Source organism: Streptomyces sp. NPDC127106, from assembly GCF_042677605.1.
Classification (GTDB): domain Bacteria; phylum Actinomycetota; class Actinomycetes; order Streptomycetales; family Streptomycetaceae; genus Streptomyces.
Window position 1 is genome coordinate 475268 of sequence record NZ_JBHXTC010000001.1, and the last position, 15716, is coordinate 490983.

Sequence of the window (15716 nt, forward strand, 5' to 3'; positions counted from 1 at the left end):
GTGCTTCTTCCACACGTCGAAGCCGACCGCCGCGAGCAGCACCAGGCCATCGACGGCCTGCTGCCAGACGGTGCTCACCCCGACCAGAAGCGTGTCCTCGCCCCATGGGGACGGCACCGTTCCGCCGGGGTGGCCAGGGCACCGACGCCCTGGCCGAGCTGGTTTGTTAGCGTTCACAATGACGTGATGCGAAAGGCGCTAAGGTTCTCTCGCATCGATGTGCAGCCGTGATCAGGGAGAAGGGAGGCGAACGTGGCGCATCCCGCGGAAGAAGTCCGCCCGCCGACGATGGCCGACGTCGCGCGGGAGGCGGGGGTCTCCCACCAGACCGTCTCCCGGGTGCTGAGCGGCCACCCCAACGTACGCGCGGCCACCCGGGAACAGGTCACCCGGGCCATCGAGCGGCTGGGATACCGCCGCAACTCGGCCGCACGCGCCCTGGTGACGCGCAGGACGAGGACGCTGGGCGTCATCGCCGTCAACACCGCCCTGTACGGACCCGCAAGCACCCTGACCGGCCTGCAGGAGGCGGCCCGGGAGCAGGGCTACCTCGTCTCCACCGTCAGTCTGCGCACCGGCGAGGGGCAGGGCCTCAAGGGCGCCATCGACCACCTCGCGTCCTGGGGGGTGGAGGGTGTGGTCGCCATCACCCCGCAGCGCTCGCACGTGCAGGCGCTCGCCGAACTGGACGCGCCCTTCCCCGTGGTCACCGTGGAGGGCGGTCATCAGCTCGACCTGCCCGGCGTCTCCCTCGACCAGGAGCTCGGGGCCCGCATGGTCACGGAGCACCTGCTCGTCGCCGGGCACAGCACCGTCTGGCACGTGGCGGGTCCCGACGACTGGTTGGAGAGCGAGGCCCGCACCGCGGGATGGCGCGCGGTCCTGCAGGAGAGCGGCATCAGACCTCCGCGCGTACTGACGGGGGACTGGAGCCCGCTGTCCGGATACCGGGCGGGACAGGAACTCGCCGGGCTCGCCCTGGCCCGTCGGGGAGCGACACCGGTCACCGCCGTCTTCGTCGCCAACGACCAGATGGCCCTCGGCGTCCTGCGGGCGCTGCGCGAGGCGGGGATCCGCACTCCCGGACAGGTGGCCGTCGCCGGCTTCGACGACATCCCCGAAGCCGAGTACTTCCCCCCGCCCCTGACCACGGTCCGCCAGGACTTCGCCGCCATCGGACGCCGGAGCATCGGACTCCTCGTCGACCACATCGAGGGGCGCGCCCGGAAGGCCGAGCACCTCCTCGTGGAACCGCAGCTCATCATGCGCGCGAGCACGCGCCCCCCAGGCGAAGACTGACGCACTGGGCGGCTCTTGCCACCGCCGTCTGACCCCCAGCGGTGGGCCTCGTGCCGGCCGTTCGGCCTCTGGCTGCGCGCGGCCGCCGATCCGCCGGCGCCGGCACCGGCACCGCACCGGACTCCCCGGGCTGGCGGCACACCCCTCCGGCCACGGCAGCAAGGGCGCGCACACATCAGCGGCCCCATTCCTTGCCCGATGCTCGACAGAACTGTCCCCGGCTCTTGCCCCACAGAATTGTTAGCGTTAACAATCGGAGCGTTTATCCGACCGCTGCTCATGACGAGAGAGACCGCATCGTGACCCCACACGCGCTTTCCGGCCCCGCAACCCGTCACCATCCCGAGGCCTGCACCCTCGGCATCGACTTCGGCACCCTCTCCGGGCGCGCCGTCGTGGTCAGGGTCCGGGACGGCGCCGAACTCGGTTCATCGGTCCACGAGTACCGGCACGCCGTCATCGAGGACCGCCTTCCCTCCACCGGCGTCCCCCTGCCCCCCGACTGGGCCCTGCAGCACCCGGAGGACTGGCGCGACGTCCTGCGTACCGCCGTTCCCGCGGCGGTCGCCGACGCCGCCATCGACCCCGACCGCGTCATCGGCATCGCCACCGACTTCACCGCCTGCACGGTCCTGCCGACCACCCCGGACGGCACCCCGCTCGCCCTGATCCCCGAGTGGGCCGACCGCCCGCACGCCTGGCCCAAACTGTGGAAGCACCACGCCGCCCAGGGGCAGGCCGACCGCATCAACGCCCTCGCCCACGCCCGCGGCGAGAAGTGGATCTCACGGTATGGCGGCAAGATCTCCTCCGAGTGGCAATACGCAAAGGCCCTGCAGGTCCTGGAGGAGGACCCGGCCGTCTTCGCCGCCTGCGCCCGCTGGATCGAGGCGGCCGACTGGATCGTCTGGGAGCTGACCGGCACCGAGTCCCGCAACACCTGCACCGCCGGCTACAAGGGCATCCACCAGGACGGCGCGTATCCGTCCCCGGGCTTCCTCGCCCAACTCCACCCGGACTTCGCCGACTTCCCCGCCACGCGCCTGGAGCACCCGCTGTCCCCACTGGGCTCCCGCGTCGGCGCCCTGAGCGGGCTGGCCGCGCGCTGGACCGGCCTCCCCGAGGGCATCGCCGTCGCCGCCGGCAACGTCGACGCCCACGTGGCCGCGCCCGCGGCCGGCGCCGTCGAGAACGGCCGGATGCTCACCATCATGGGCACCTCCACCTGCCACGTCCTCAACGGCGCCGTCCTCGCCGAGGTCCCCGGCATCTGCGGGGTCGTCGACGGCGGTATCGTCGAGGGCGCTTACGGCTACGAGGCCGGCCAGAGCGCGGTCGGTGACATCTTCGCCTGGTGGCTCCGGCAGGGCGTCCCGGACCACTACCGTGCCGAGGCGGCGGCATCCGGCGAGGACCTCCACCAGCTCCTGACCCGCAAGGCCGCAGCCGGCCCGGTCGGCGCGCACGGTCTGGTCGCCCTGGACTGGCTGAACGGCAACCGCTCCCCCTTGGTCGACCACCACCTCTCCGGAGTCATCGCCGGCCTCACCCTCGACACCCGGCCCGAAGACGTCTACCGGGCCCTGCTCGAGTCCACCGCCTACGGCACCCGGATGATCGTCGAGAACTTCGAGGGCGCCGGGATCCCCGTAGAGGAGTTCATCGTCACCGGCGGCCTGAAGAAGAACGCGCTGCTCATGCAGATCCACGCCGACGTGCTCCGCCGCCCCGTCTCCCTCGGCACCTCCGACCAGGGGCCGGCGCTCGGCTCGGCCATTCACGCCGCCGTCGCCGCGGGCGCCTACCCCGACGTCCGCTCCGCCGCCTCCGTCATGGGAAGCGTCCAGCGCCAAGCGTACGTCCCCGACCCCGCCCGGGCGGACGCCTACGACGCGCTGTTCAGCGAATACCGCGCCCTGCACGACCACTTCGGCACCGGTGCGGACCTCCTCCTGCACCGCCTGCGCCGGATCCGCAACACCGCACGCCGCGCCACTGCCCGCTGACCGGATCACCCTCCACCCCCAGCCTCCATCGGCCCGACCTCCGCCCGAGCACCTCCGAGGAGCACACCCGACATGACGCCCGCCCAGCCCGACCGCGAGGTCTGGTTTCTCACCGGCAGCCAGTCCCTCTACGGCGACGACACCCTCGCCCAGGTCGCCGACCAGTCCCGCGCCATCTGCTACGTCCTCGCCTCCCGGCCCCAGATGACCGTCCGCCTCGTATGGAAACCCGTCCTCACCGACGCGGCCGCCATCCGCGCGGTCTGCCTGGAGGCCAACGCCGACGACTGCTGCATCGGCCTGATCGCCTGGATGCACACCTTCTCCCCGGCCAAGATGTGGATCGCCGGCCTCGACGCCCTGAGCAAACCCCTGCTGCACCTGCACACCCAGGCCAACCGCCGACTGCCCTGGTCCACCATCGACATGGACTTCATGAACCTGAACCAGGCCGCCCACGGCGACCGCGAGTTCGGCTTCGTCCAGACCCGCCTCGGTGTACCGCGCAAGACCGTGGCCGGCCACGTCTCCACCCCCGACGTCGTCGACCGCATCGCCGGCTGGGCCCGCGCCGCCGTCGGCCGCTCCGAACTGACCACCCTCAAACTCGCCCGCTTCGGCGACAACATGCGCGACGTCGCCGTCACCGAAGGCGACAAGGTCGAGGCGCAACTGCGGTTCGGGGTCTCGGTCAACACCTACGGCGTCAACGACCTCGTCGCCGCGGTCGACGCCGCCCCCGAGGACACCGTGGCCGCCCTCGTCAAGGAGTACCAGGACCTCTACGCCCTCGCGCCCGAGCTGCGGCCGGGCGGCGAGCGCCACGCCTCCCTGCGCTACGCCGCACGCATCGAAGCCGGTCTGCGCAGCTTCCTCACCGAAGGCGGCTTCCATGCCTTCACCACCAACTTCGAGGACCTCGGGGGCCTGCGTCAGCTGCCCGGCCTCGCCGTGCAGCGCCTGATGGCGGACGGCTACGGCTTCGGCGGCGAAGGCGACTGGAAGACCGCCACCCTGCTGCGCACCCTGAAGTCGATGGCCCAGGGCCTGCCCGGCGGCACATCCTTCATGGAGGACTACACCTACGACCTCACGCCCGGCCGGGAACTCATCCTCGGCGCCCACATGCTCGAAGTGTGCCCCTCCCTCACGACGGCCACGCCCACCTGCGAGATCCACCCCCTGGGCATCGGCGGACGCGAAGACCCGGTCCGTCTCGTCTTCGACGCCGACCCCGGTCCGGCCGTCGTCGTCGGTCTCGCGGACATGGGCGACAGGTTCCGCCTCGTCGCCAACCACGTCGACGTCGTCGCCCCGACCGAGCCGCTGCCCCAGCTCCCCGTCGCACGAGCCGTCTGGCACCCCCGCCCCGACCTGCGCACTTCCACCGAAGCCTGGCTGACGGCCGGAGCACCGCACCACACCGTCCTGACCACCGCTCTCGGCGGCGAGGAGCTCGAAGACCTCGCCGAGATGCTCCGTACCGAACTCGTCGTCATCGACGAGGACACCACCATCCGGCGCTTCACGCGCGAGCTGCGCTGGAACCAGGCGTACCACCGTCTGGCCCAGAGCCTGTGAGCACCCACCCCACCGCCCCCGCCCCTGCCCTGCGGGGCGCCGTGACCACCTCCACTCACACCAGGACGGAGCCCGCGTGAGCACCGCCGTTTCCAGGGAACTGCGCCGAGAGGTACTGGAGGCCAACCTCCGCATCCCCCGAGCCGGCCTGGCCACCCTCACCTGGGGCAACGTGAGCGGTGTGGACCGACGAGCCGGTGTCTTCGTCATCAAGCCCTCGGGGGTGGCCTACGACGTACTGAGCGAGGAGGACCTGGTCGTCGTCTCCCTGTCCGACGGCAGCGTCGTCGAAGGCCGTCTGCGCCCGTCCACCGACACCGAGACGCACCGCAGCCTCTACCTCGCCTTCCCCTCCATCGGAGGCGTGACCCACACGCACTCCACCCACGCCGTCGCCTTCGCCCAGTCCCGGCGCCCGATACCGGTGCTCGGCACCACCCACGCGGACACCTTCAACGGTCCCGTCCCCGTCACCGCGCCCCTCACCCCCCAGCAGTGCGCCACGGACTACGAGTACAACACCGGCCAGGTCATCGTGGACCTGCTGGGCGGTGACGACACCCGGGCCAAGGAAGTCCCCGGCGCCCTCGTCGCCCACCACGGCCCCTTCACCTGGGGCACCGACGCCACCGCCTCCCTGGAGCACGCCATCGTCTGCGAGGCGGTGGCCGAGATGGCCCTCCACACCATCGTCCTGGGCACGGTCGAACCCCCGCAACACGTCCTGGACCGCCACTTCACCCGCAAGCACGGCCCGAACGCCTACTACGGCAATCCCCACTCCGCCTGACCCCACGTCCCCGACGCGGCCGCTCCGCGGTCCCGCGGGGTCGCTTCACCCCCACCTCCCAAAGGAGATCCTTTGATGTGGATTCGCCATCGGCCACCGGCCGGCCTGACACGCCTGGTCGCCGCCCTCGTGCCGTTGCTGCTCGTGGCAACCCTCTTCAGTGCCCAGCCCGCCAGTGCCGCGACCGTCGACACCAACGCCTGGTACGTGCTGGTCAACCGCAACAGCGGCAAGGCCCTGGACGTCTACAACCTGGCGACCGGCGACGGCGCCCGCATCACCCAGTGGACCAGGAACGACCAGAACCAGCAGCAGTGGCAGTTCGTCGACTCCGGCGGCGGTTACTACCGCATCAAGTCCCGCCATTCCGGCAAGGTGCTGGACGTCCACAACGGGTCCACCGCCAACGGCGGCCCGATCGTCCAGTGGGCCGACCGGAACGGCACCCACCAGCAGTGGAAGCCGGCCGACAGCCCGGACGGCTACGTGAGGCTCGTCGCGCGCCACAGCAACAAGGCCCTCGAAGTGCAGGGGGGCTCTACGGCCGACGGCGCGAACATCGTCCAGTACGACGACTGGGGCGGCGCCAACCAGCAGTGGCAGCTCGTCAAGGTCGGCGGCGGCAACCCCGGCGCGTGCGCCCTTCCGTCGACGTACCGCTGGACGTCGACGGGCGCGCTGGCGCAACCCAAGGCCGGATGGGCCTCGCTCAAGGACTTCACCGTCGCCCCCTACAACGGCAAGCAGCTCGTCTATGCGACGACGCACGGCGCGGCGGGAACGGGGGCTGGCTGGGGTTCGACGAACTTCACGCCGTTCACCGACTGGTCGGAGATGGCCTCGGCCGGCCAGAACACGATGGCGAGTTCCGTCGTCGCGCCCACACTGTTCTACTTCGCGCCGAAGAACGTCTGGGTGCTCGCCTACCAGTGGGGCAGGACCGCCTTCTCCTACCGGACATCGACCGACCCCACCAACCCGAACGGCTGGTCGGCGGAGCAGGAGCTCTTCTCCGGAAGCATCGCCGGCTCCGTGACCGGGCCCATCGACCAGACGCTCATCGGTGACGGGACGAACATGTACCTGTTCTTCGCCGGTGACAACGGCAAGATCTACCGGGCCAGTATGCCGATCGGTAACTTCCCGGGCAGTTTCGGCGCGACCTCGACAGTGATCATGAGCGACACGACAAACAACCTGTTCGAGGCACCGCAGGTCTACAAACTTCAGGGCCAGGACCGCTACCTCGTGATCGTCGAGGCGATCGGCTCGCAGGGCCGGTACTTCCGCTCGTTCACAGCCACCAGCCTGAACGGCTCCTGGACGCCCCAGGCCGCGACCGAGAGCAACCCCTTCGCCGGAAAGGCCAACAGCGGCGCCACCTGGACCAACGACATCAGCCATGGCGAACTGATCCGCACCAGCCCCGATCAGACCATGACGGTCGACCCCTGCAACCTGCGGTTCCTCTACCAGGGACGCGATCCCAACTCCGGCGGCGACTATGGGCAGTGGCCCTACCGCCCAGGTCTGCTGACGCTGCGACGCTGACGACGTCAGTCACTGCGCCGGCTCGGGAACGACCGAGTCCGGCGCGGCCCGCGACCTCTCCGCAGGGCAGGAGGGGCCGCGGCGGCCACGCCGCGAACCCTGTGCGCAGAACGGCCACACTGGCATGCCCACCCATCGGCGTACCGGCATCCCTCCCCGCCGTGGGCTGCCGAGCGGGGTGCGCGTGGTGTGGTCTTTCGCCGGTGAGCTGTCGCGCGGACCGTATGCGCGGGTCGATGAACTGGCGGTCGCCTCGCGGTAAGGCTGTGCGGATTCACCTGGGTCTTGTGCTGGGGCGACTGCGGGATGTGGAGCTGGAGCTCGACCGGGCACCGGGTCCTGCGTTGCGCAAGCTGGCCAACATGATGGTGACGATCGCAGACCGGTACGCGGAGGGACGGCTCGGGGCGTTGCTCGACGACGACCTGTCGGCGGTGGACCCCTACCGGAAGTGGCTGAGCGACGGTAAGCGGCACGCGTTGGCCTTGGTGCTTACTGTGGGTTCGGTGTTCATGGTGGCGGTACTCGACATGCCGCAGGCGCTGGAGCCGTACGTGGTTGCCGGTTCTGCTGCTGCGGCCCTGGCCTTGCTCAAGGGCCCGCAGACGATCGCCGACTTTCGGCGGCGGGGCTGACCGATATCCGAACGAACGCGCAGCCCCGCTGGCACAAGTTCCGCCACGCACACTCATCCACGGATCGAACGTCCCGGCCGGGTCCGACGGCACGATCGTGGGAGCCGACGGCGCAGCGGTGGCCACCACTGCCCTTCGGAGGCAAGAGGACTCGACCAGCCAGGGGCCCTGCGAAGTCGAAACCGGAGGGCCGGTGGCGAGCACCGCACCCGACCCTCGTCACACACAAACAAGCAGGTCAACGCACCCTTCCCCTGGGTTTCAGGTGTGTCGGCGGGAGCTCGGGGGCCGGAATCGGAGGGCCGTCATAGCCCTTTACCTCACCGAATCGCGACCCGTTCATCCAGTCTTCGCGGGCCTGTGCGATCTCGTCGTGCGACCGTCCGATCCAGTTCCAGAACATCACGATCTCCTCCTCGAACGGTTCGCCGCCCAGGAGCATCAGGCCCGCGTCCGAAGCCGCGCGCAGCGGGAGTTCGCTGCGGCCGCAGCCGAGGTAGAGCATGGAGCCCGGGAGGACCGGGACGCCGTCGACGTGGGCCTCGCCGGACATCGACAGGACCGCGTACTCGAAGTCCGGCTCCAGCGGGAGCCTGGCCTCGGTGCCCGCCGCCAGGGCGATGTCCGCGCCGACGATCGGGGTGTACGCCGTGCCGGGCGAGGTCGCCGTGTCGAGGGTGCCCAGGATCACCGTGGCGCTGAGGCCGGGGGCGGTCACGTGCGGCAGCTCGGCGTGGTGCTGGAAGTGCGGGTCCACGTCGCGGTGGGCGTCGGGGAGGGCCACCCACAGCTGGGCGCCGTGCAGGAACCGGCTGTGGGTGCGGGGGCTCTCCTCGGAGTGGCTGATCCCGCGGCCGGAGGTCATCAGGCCCAGCTCGCGCGGCCGGATCGTCTGGAGGCTGCCGACGCTGTCGCGGTGCAGCACCTCTCCGTCGTGGAGCCAGCTCACCGTCTGGAGTCCGGAGTGGGGGTGGGGCGCAACCTGCATGCCGGGTTCGCCCGCGATGTCGTCCGGGCCGTAGTGGTCGACGAAGCACCAGGCGCCGACCATGCGGCGGCCCAGGTTCGGCAGGAGTCGACGGACATCGGTGGATTCACCGAGCTTGACCGTGCGCGGGCTGAGGAGCTCGCGCACCGGTTCGGCCACGACGAAGCCGCGGCCGCCGCAGGCGGAGAGTGCGGGCTGGCGATCGAGATTGCTCATGCGGACCAACTTAGTACCGCCGCCGTCGCCGTGTTCCGTGGAATGACAGGCTCCCTTCCCGTGTTGGAGGGGGCGCAGGCAGCACCGGAGCAGTGGAAGGAAGCAGATGGACGCGCCGACGACGTACTACGAGCACGGGGCCGCGGCCGAGCGCTGGGCGCGCGCCCAGCTCTTCTTCGACGCGAAGGAGTACGCGACGGCCGCGCAGGTCCTGCAGACGCTGGCGGCCGAGGTCCCCGAGCAGCTGGCCCCGCGGCTGCTGCTGGCCCGCGCCTACTACCACTCGGCGCAGCTCTCGCGCGCCGAGGAGGAGCTCCGCGCCATCCTGGAGCGTTGGCCGGTGGAGGACTACGCGCAGCTGATGCTCGGCCGGACCCTGGAGCGCCGGGGCCGCGCCGCCGAGGCGGCTCCGTACCTTCGGTTGGCCGGCGCGATGGCCGGCCGGTTCCCCGACCAGCAGCCCGAGAGCGGTCGGCAGTAGCGAGAGCGGTCGGCAGTAGTACGGAAGGCCCGCTCCGGCCGTCCCCGCCCGCGCCGCACCGCGTGTGTGCGGGGACGGGCGGGGAGCTCGGATAGCCTGGGGGCACGATGAACCGTCTGACCACGCCTTTCGGCTCCTACGAGCTCACCCGCTTCCCCGCCGACCCGCGCGACCGGCTCCGCGCCTGGGACGCCGCCGACGAGTACCTGCTGCGCCACCTGGACGCCGGTACGGGCGAGCGCGGCCCGGTCGACCTGGCCGGCGCCGGGCAGATCACGGTGTTCGGGGACCGCTGGGGGGCACTGGCCACGGCGCTGGCCGCGCACCGGCCGACGCAGATCACCGACTCCGCGCTCACCCGCGCCGCGACCGAGGCCAACCTGGCGCGCGCCGGGGCCGCGGAGGGCACGGTCACGCTGCTGACCACGCAGGACGCACCACCGCAGCGGATCGACGTACTGCTGGTGCGGGTGCCCAAGAGCCTGGCGCTGCTGGAGGACCAGCTGCTGCGGCTGGCCCCGCACGTCCACGCCGGCACGGTCGTGGTCGGCACGGGCATGGTCAAGGAGATCCACACCTCCACGCTGAACCTCTTCGAGCGGATCCTCGGCCCGACGAGGACCTCCCTCGCCGAGAAGAAGGCCCGGCTGATCTTCTGCACGCCGGATCCCGCGGTCATCGCGGCCGCGTCCGCCGCCGCGCCGGCCGGGGGCGGCTGGCCGCTGACGTACACGCTGGACCGGGACGCCGGTTCGGGGGCGGGCCTGACCGCCGTCAACCACGCGGGGATCTTCTGCGCGGACCGCCTCGACGTCGGCACCCGGTTCTTCCTGCAGAGCATCCCGACCAACACGGACGGCGCCCGCGTCGTCGACCTGGGCTGCGGCAACGGCGTCGTCGGCACGGCGGTCGCGGTCGCGGACCCCGACGCGGAGGTCGTGTTCGCGGACGAGTCGTACCAGGCGGTGGCCTCCGCCCGGGCCACGTACGAGGCGAACGTCCGGCACGGCCGCCGCGACCGGGCCGAGTTCCTCGTCGGCGACGGGCTGTCGATGCTGCCCGCCGGGTCGGTGGACCTCGTCCTGTGCAACCCTCCGTTCCACTCCCACCAGGCCACCACGGACGCGACGGCGCTGCGGATGTTCGCCCAGTCGCGGCGGGCACTGCGGCCGGGCGGCGAGCTGTGGATCGTCGCCAACCGCCACCTCGGCTACCACACGCACCTGCGCCGCCTCTTCGGCAACAGTGAAGTCGCCGCGAGCGAACCGCGGTTCGTGGTCCTGCGGGCCGTGAAGCAGGAGAAGCGTCCGCGCCCCATGTGACCAGCCGGTACGTCCTACACTCGGCCGCGTGAGCAGCCTGGTGCGGGACGACGTGGACAGCGGGGCCGAGGACGGCAGCGGCGCGGGGCGCTACCGCCGGGAGGAGCTGGCGCAGGCGGCCGGCGTCAAGGTGCGCAACCTGCGCTACTACCAGGAGCGCGGACTGCTGCCGCCGCCGCGCCGGGAGGGCCGGATCGCCTGGTACTCCGAGGACCACCTGACCCGGCTGCGCCTGATCAGCGATCTGCTCGGGCGCGGCTACACGGTCAACGGCATCGGCGAGCTGCTGCACGCGTGGGAGGCGGGCGGGGGCCTGTCCCAGCTGCTGGGCCTGGAGCGGGCGATGACCGGGGAACGGGTGCAGGAGGAGCGGGTCACCATGACCCTGACGGAGCTGGCCGAGCTGTTCGGGCCTGCGGCGACCGCCGAGGACACCCGGCGGGCGGCCCGGCTGGGGTACGTGCGCATCGAGGGCGAGGTGGTGACGCACCGGAGCCGACGGCTGCTGGACGCGACGCTCACGCTGGTGCGGCAGGGCGTGCCGCTCACGGAGATCCTGGACGCGGGGGACCTCGTCCAGGCACAGGCGGCGGCGCTCGCGGACCGGTTCGTCGGACTGTTCCGGCGGCATGTGATCGGCCCGGACGGGCTGGAGCACCTTTCGGCCGCGCAACTGGATCACATCAGCAGTGCGGCGGCGGCGCTGCGTCCGGTCGCCGGCGAGGTCGTGGCCGCGGAGTTCGCCCGTGCGATGGCCCGGAGGGTGGAAGCCGAGGTCGCCGAACTCCTGGGCACGGAGCGGTAGGTGGGGCAGGACCGACGAGTAGGACTCGGCCGAAACGGTACGCCCGAGCAACCTTGCCAACCCCCATTGGCACTCTTACATTCAACTCGTCGGTAACAACGGTGCACAGCCGAAATAAGGGACGATCCCATGACCGATTCCCCGCACTTATCGGATGTATCCGGCCCGCCCGGCAGAGGGGCGTCGGCCCCGGCCGAGGGGGCCGGCCGGATCCGCTGGCGTCGCTTCGCCGTCCTGACCCTCCCCGCCGTCGCCGTGACCGCCGGCCTCGGCATCGCCCTCGCGCAGGGTGCGCTCGCCGCCTCCTTCGCCGTCTCGGGGCAGCAGTTCAAGGTCGCTGCGTCGAGCCTGGACGGCGAGGGCTTCGCCCAGTACGGAAGCGTCGACGTCAACGCCCGCCAGGAGCTCATCCCGGTGGCGGTCACCGCCATCAAAGAGGCCCGGCTGCACAACCTCTGCCAGTCGGTGGTGACCTCGCTCCCCCTGGTCGGTGACATCTCCCTCAACCTCACCGCGGGCAAGAAGGCCCCGGTCGAGGCGAGCAACCTGTTCGTCGACGCCACCCAGCTCTCCGGCAACGCCGTCTTCACCAACATCGAGATCGGCCGCGACGCCTCCACCCTCGACAAGGGTCCGGCCGAGGCCGTGGGCATGCAGGACCTGTTCGCCCAACAGGCGGACACCGTCAGCATCACCGATCTCCAGCAGACCGCGTGGGCGACCAACGCGGGCACCTTCAAACTCTCCGGGCTGAGCATGAACATCAGCAAGGGCAAGAAGGAATGCTTCTGAGCCGCTGGCGGCGGTGGCGGCGTACCAGGCCGTTCTGGGGCGGGCTCTTCGCCGTCCTCGCCGGGGCCGAGATATGCGTCCTGCCGCTGGCACCGCTGAAGGTCATGCTCCAGCAGGGCGTGGCGGGCATCCCGTCGGTCCTCATGGGGATCGTCATGATCGTGCTCGGCCTCACCGCCTGGTTCGCCCCCGCCCAGCGCGGCCTCGCCGGGGTCCTGACCACGCTCATCGCAACCGCCGCGCTGGTGCTGTCCAACCTCGGCGGTTTCCTGATCGGCACCCTGCTCGGGATCCTCGGCGGCGGCCTGATGTTCGCCTGGCAGCCGTACGCCGCCCCGCGCCCCGCGCCCGCGGAGGGCTCCCCCACACCCCCGCAGGCCCCTGCTCCGTCCCCTCCCGCTCCCGATTCCGCTCCCGATCCCGCCCGCACCCCCACCCCGCACCACAATCCCCAAGGAGCACAGCCATGAGCCGAAAGCGCACCGCGCTCGCCCTCGGGATGGCAGCCGCCGGAGTGCTGTCGGTGGCCTCGGCCACCGCCACCGCCGTGCCCCGGCCGGCCGCCGGGTCGACGACCGTCACCCCGGCCGGCCACTCCTTCAAGGCCACCCTCAGCGGGAAGGCCACCCTCAAGGCCGGCGCCGTCACGGTGACCTGCACGGTCTCCGTCGCCACCGGGACCGTCCCGGACGCCCCCGGCAACCACAACCCTGCCGGGCCGGTCTCCTCCCCGATCACCCCGCCGACGTACAGTTCGTGCACCGCCAGCCTGCCGGGCGTGACCCCGACGGTCACGACCAGCGGTTCCTGGTCGGTCTCGATGCAGCACGGCTCCCCCGTCACCGCGACGATGACGGTCCCGGCCGGCGGGCTCGTCCTGCAGACCAGCGGCCTGGCCAACTGCACGGTCACCGCCGCCCCCTCCGGCCCGGCGAACGTCTCCGGGACCTGGGTCAACGGGGCCCCGCCGAGCCTGACCTTCACGGGTGCCACGGTGCCGGTGACGGTCACGGGCGGGTTCGGCTGCCCGACGAGCGCGACCACGTCCGCGTTCAACGCCGTCTACAAGATCACCGATACGACCGACCCGGCGCAGCAGATCACCGTCGGCCCCTGAGCCTTCCGGGCCCCCGGCCACTCCGGGCCCCTGAGCCCGGGCACCCCCGCCGGCCCGCGTACCGGCCGGGCCCGCCCGCCCCGGACCGTTCCGGGCGGGCGGGCCTGCCGCGCGTACGGGCAGGAGCGCGCGAGCGCGCTCCGAGGCAGGCAGATGGGGCAGCCGGGCGGGGGGCTATCCCCGATAGGCCTCCAGCAGCCTCAGCCACACCTCGCTGATCGTCGGGAACGCCGGAACCGCATGCCACAGCCGACCGACCGGAACCTCTCCCGCGACCGCGACCGTCGCCGCGTGCAGCAGCTCCGCCGCGCCCGGTCCGACGAAGGTGGCGCCGAGCAGCACCTCCCGGTCCAGGTCGACCACCATCCGGGCCCGCCCGCGGTAGCCGTCGGCGTACAGGCCGGCGCCCGATACCTTGCCGAGGTCGTAGTCGACGGCCCGGACCCGGTGGCCGGCCCGTTCGGCCTCGGCCAGGGTGAGGCCCACCGCCGCCGCCTCGGGGTCGGTGAACACCGCCTGCGGCAGGGCCCGCCGGTCGGCGGTCACCGCGTGCGCGCCCCAGGGGCCGGTGTCGGGCTCGGGGGCGCCAGCGCCGGCGCCGGCCGCACGGGCGGCGATGGCGGCGCCCACCATCCGGCCCTGGTACTTGCCCTGATGGGTGAGGAGGGCCCGGTGGTTGACGTCGCCGATCGCGTACAGCCAGTCGTGCCCCGGCACCCGGCAGCTCTCATCGACGTCGATCCACTCGCCCGGCACCAGCCCGACGGTCTCCAGCCCCAGGTCGTCGGTGCGCGGCGCGCGGCCGGTCGCCATCAGCAGCTCGTCGCCCTCCACGATCTCGCCGCCCTCCAAAACCACCCGGACCGGCCCGGCGGGCCCGTCCCGGACGACCGCCTCGGCCGATACGTCCGTACGGATCTCCGCGCCGGCCTCGCGCAGCGCGTCGGCGACCAGCTCCCCTGCGAAGGGCTCCATCCGCGGCAGCAGCCCGGAGCCGCGCACGAGCACGGTGACCCGGGAGCCGAGCGCCTGCCAGGCCGTGGCCATCTCGGCGGCCACCACCGAGCCACCGACGATCAGCAGCCGGCCCGGCACCTCCCGGGCGGAGGTGGCCTCGCGGCTGGTCCACGGGCGCGCCCCGGCGATTCCCGGCAGCGGCGGGATCACGGCTCGGCTGCCGGTGGCGACGACCACCGCGTGCCGGGCGGTCAGGACGTGGTGCTCGCCCTCGGCGCCCTCGACGGCGACCGTCCGCGGCCCGGCGAGGCGGCCGTGGCCCCGGTAGGTGTGGGCTCCGAGCGAGTCGAGCCAGTCGACCTGGCCGTCGTCCTTCCAGTTCCCGGTCCAGTAGTCGCGGTGCGCGAAGACCGCCTGCGCGTCGAGGGCACCGGTGACGGCGCCCGCCAGCCCGGGCACCCGGCGGGCGTCCGCCCTGGCCAGCGCGGGACGCAGCAGCGCCTTGCTGGGGACGCAGGCCCAGTACGAGCACTCGCCGCCGATGAGCTCGGCCTCCACCAGGGCGGTGCTCAGCCCGAGGGAGCAGGTCCGGTCGACGACGTTCTCGCCGGCCGGTCCGCCGCCGAGGACCACGACGTCGTACTCCACCGCTTCCGACATGCGCGCCTTCCAGGGGGTGTCGGTGGCCGGGGCCAGCCCCCGCCGGTCCCCGTCACATTAGCCGCGGTCCTGCTGCGAGGCGGCGATCTTCGCGCGGACGTCGTCCATGTCGAGGGAGCGGGCCTGGCCGATGAGGTCCGCCAGGGCCGGCTCGGGCAGCGCGCCGGGCTGTGCGAAGACGGCCACCCGGTCCCGGACGATCATCAGGGTCGGGATGGAGGTGATCTGGAAGGCCGCGGCCAGCTCCGGCTGGGCCTCGGTGTCCACCTTGGCGAACACCAGGTCGGGGTGGGCCTCGGAGGCCTTCTCGTAGACCGGGGCGAACTGCAGACAGGGCCGGCACCAGCCCGCCCAGAAGTCGATCAGCACGAACGGGTTCTCGCTGACCGTTTGGTCGAAGTTCTCTTTGGTGAGCTCGACGGTAGCCACGTTTCCAGACCTCCTCATTGCTTCGTACGGTCCTTGAACGAACGGCCCGCCCCGCGCATTCCGGCCACGGGGACCGGACCGCCGACC

15 protein-coding genes are annotated in these 15716 nt (G+C 71.9%); 12 read left to right on the forward strand and 3 right to left on the reverse strand.

All coding sequences use genetic code 11. The annotated features are described in order from the left end of the window. Positions 1-252: 252 nt before the first annotated feature. The 6 genes from ACFVGY_RS02015 (at position 253) to ACFVGY_RS02040 (ending at position 7862) form a co-directional block, all read left to right on the forward strand. Positions 253-1299: a LacI family DNA-binding transcriptional regulator gene (locus ACFVGY_RS02015; RefSeq protein WP_385669455.1), complete on the forward strand. Its 1047-nt coding sequence runs from the start codon at positions 253-255 to the stop codon at positions 1297-1299. A 299-nt stretch (positions 1300-1598) separates the two neighbouring features. Then, on the forward strand, positions 1599-3305 hold the full coding sequence (gene araB / locus ACFVGY_RS02020) for a ribulokinase (RefSeq protein ID WP_385669458.1): 1707 nt from the start codon (positions 1599-1601) through the stop codon (positions 3303-3305). Positions 3306-3377: 72 nt separating this feature from the next. Then, complete coding sequence (araA, locus tag ACFVGY_RS02025) at positions 3378-4886, forward strand: L-arabinose isomerase (protein ID WP_385669461.1); 1509 nt, start codon at positions 3378-3380, stop codon at positions 4884-4886. Between the two features lie 76 nt (positions 4887-4962). After that, the gene (gene araD, locus ACFVGY_RS02030; protein ID WP_385669464.1) at positions 4963-5676 is read left to right on the forward strand and encodes an L-ribulose-5-phosphate 4-epimerase AraD; all 714 of its coding nucleotides are present in this window, start codon (positions 4963-4965) and stop codon (positions 5674-5676) included. Between the two features lie 75 nt (positions 5677-5751). Further along, entirely contained in the window at positions 5752-7227 is a 1476-nt protein-coding gene (locus ACFVGY_RS02035; protein WP_385669466.1) for a non-reducing end alpha-L-arabinofuranosidase family hydrolase, read from the forward strand. Between the two features lie 308 nt (positions 7228-7535). Next, a complete protein-coding gene (locus ACFVGY_RS02040; protein ID WP_385669469.1) occupies positions 7536-7862 on the forward strand; it encodes a hypothetical protein in 327 nt (108 codons plus the stop codon). Between the two features lie 238 nt (positions 7863-8100). Here the strand turns inward: ACFVGY_RS02040 and ACFVGY_RS02045 are convergent, their stop codons facing one another. Further along, the gene (locus ACFVGY_RS02045) at positions 8101-9066 is read right to left on the reverse strand and encodes a pirin family protein (protein ID WP_385669472.1); all 966 of its coding nucleotides are present in this window, start codon (positions 9064-9066) and stop codon (positions 8101-8103) included. A gap of 106 nt (positions 9067-9172) precedes the next feature. Here ACFVGY_RS02045 and ACFVGY_RS02050 point away from each other — a divergent pair, with 106 nt between their 5' ends. The 6 genes from ACFVGY_RS02050 (at position 9173) to ACFVGY_RS02075 (ending at position 13583) form a co-directional block, all read left to right on the forward strand. Continuing rightward, entirely contained in the window at positions 9173-9547 is a 375-nt protein-coding gene (locus ACFVGY_RS02050; RefSeq protein WP_385669475.1) for a tetratricopeptide repeat protein, read from the forward strand. A 116-nt stretch (positions 9548-9663) separates the two neighbouring features. Beyond that, positions 9664-10869, forward strand: a complete 1206-nt coding sequence (locus tag ACFVGY_RS02055; RefSeq protein WP_385669848.1) for a methyltransferase — start codon at positions 9664-9666, stop codon at positions 10867-10869. A gap of 28 nt (positions 10870-10897) precedes the next feature. Next, entirely contained in the window at positions 10898-11674 is a 777-nt protein-coding gene (locus ACFVGY_RS02060; RefSeq protein ID WP_385669478.1) for a MerR family transcriptional regulator, read from the forward strand. Positions 11675-11803: 129 nt separating this feature from the next. Beyond that, complete coding sequence (locus ACFVGY_RS02065) at positions 11804-12466, forward strand: DUF6230 family protein (protein ID WP_385669481.1); 663 nt, start codon at positions 11804-11806, stop codon at positions 12464-12466. Continuing rightward, positions 12457-12936, forward strand: coding sequence for a DUF6114 domain-containing protein (locus ACFVGY_RS02070; RefSeq protein WP_385669484.1), 480 nt, complete (start codon positions 12457-12459; stop codon positions 12934-12936). Before ACFVGY_RS02065 ends, ACFVGY_RS02070 begins: the two co-directional genes overlap by 10 nt. Further along, positions 12933-13583 (forward strand): hypothetical protein, encoded by a 651-nt coding sequence (locus tag ACFVGY_RS02075; RefSeq protein ID WP_385669487.1) that lies wholly within the window; start codon positions 12933-12935, stop codon positions 13581-13583. Before ACFVGY_RS02070 ends, ACFVGY_RS02075 begins: the two co-directional genes overlap by 4 nt. A gap of 174 nt (positions 13584-13757) precedes the next feature. Here the strand turns inward: ACFVGY_RS02075 and ACFVGY_RS02080 are convergent, their stop codons facing one another. Continuing rightward, complete coding sequence (locus tag ACFVGY_RS02080) at positions 13758-15200, reverse strand: dihydrolipoyl dehydrogenase family protein (protein WP_385669489.1); 1443 nt, start codon at positions 15198-15200, stop codon at positions 13758-13760. Positions 15201-15257: 57 nt separating this feature from the next. Then, positions 15258-15647: a thioredoxin family protein gene (locus ACFVGY_RS02085; RefSeq protein ID WP_385669492.1), complete on the reverse strand. Its 390-nt coding sequence runs from the start codon at positions 15645-15647 to the stop codon at positions 15258-15260. Positions 15648-15716: the final 69 nt, after the last annotated feature.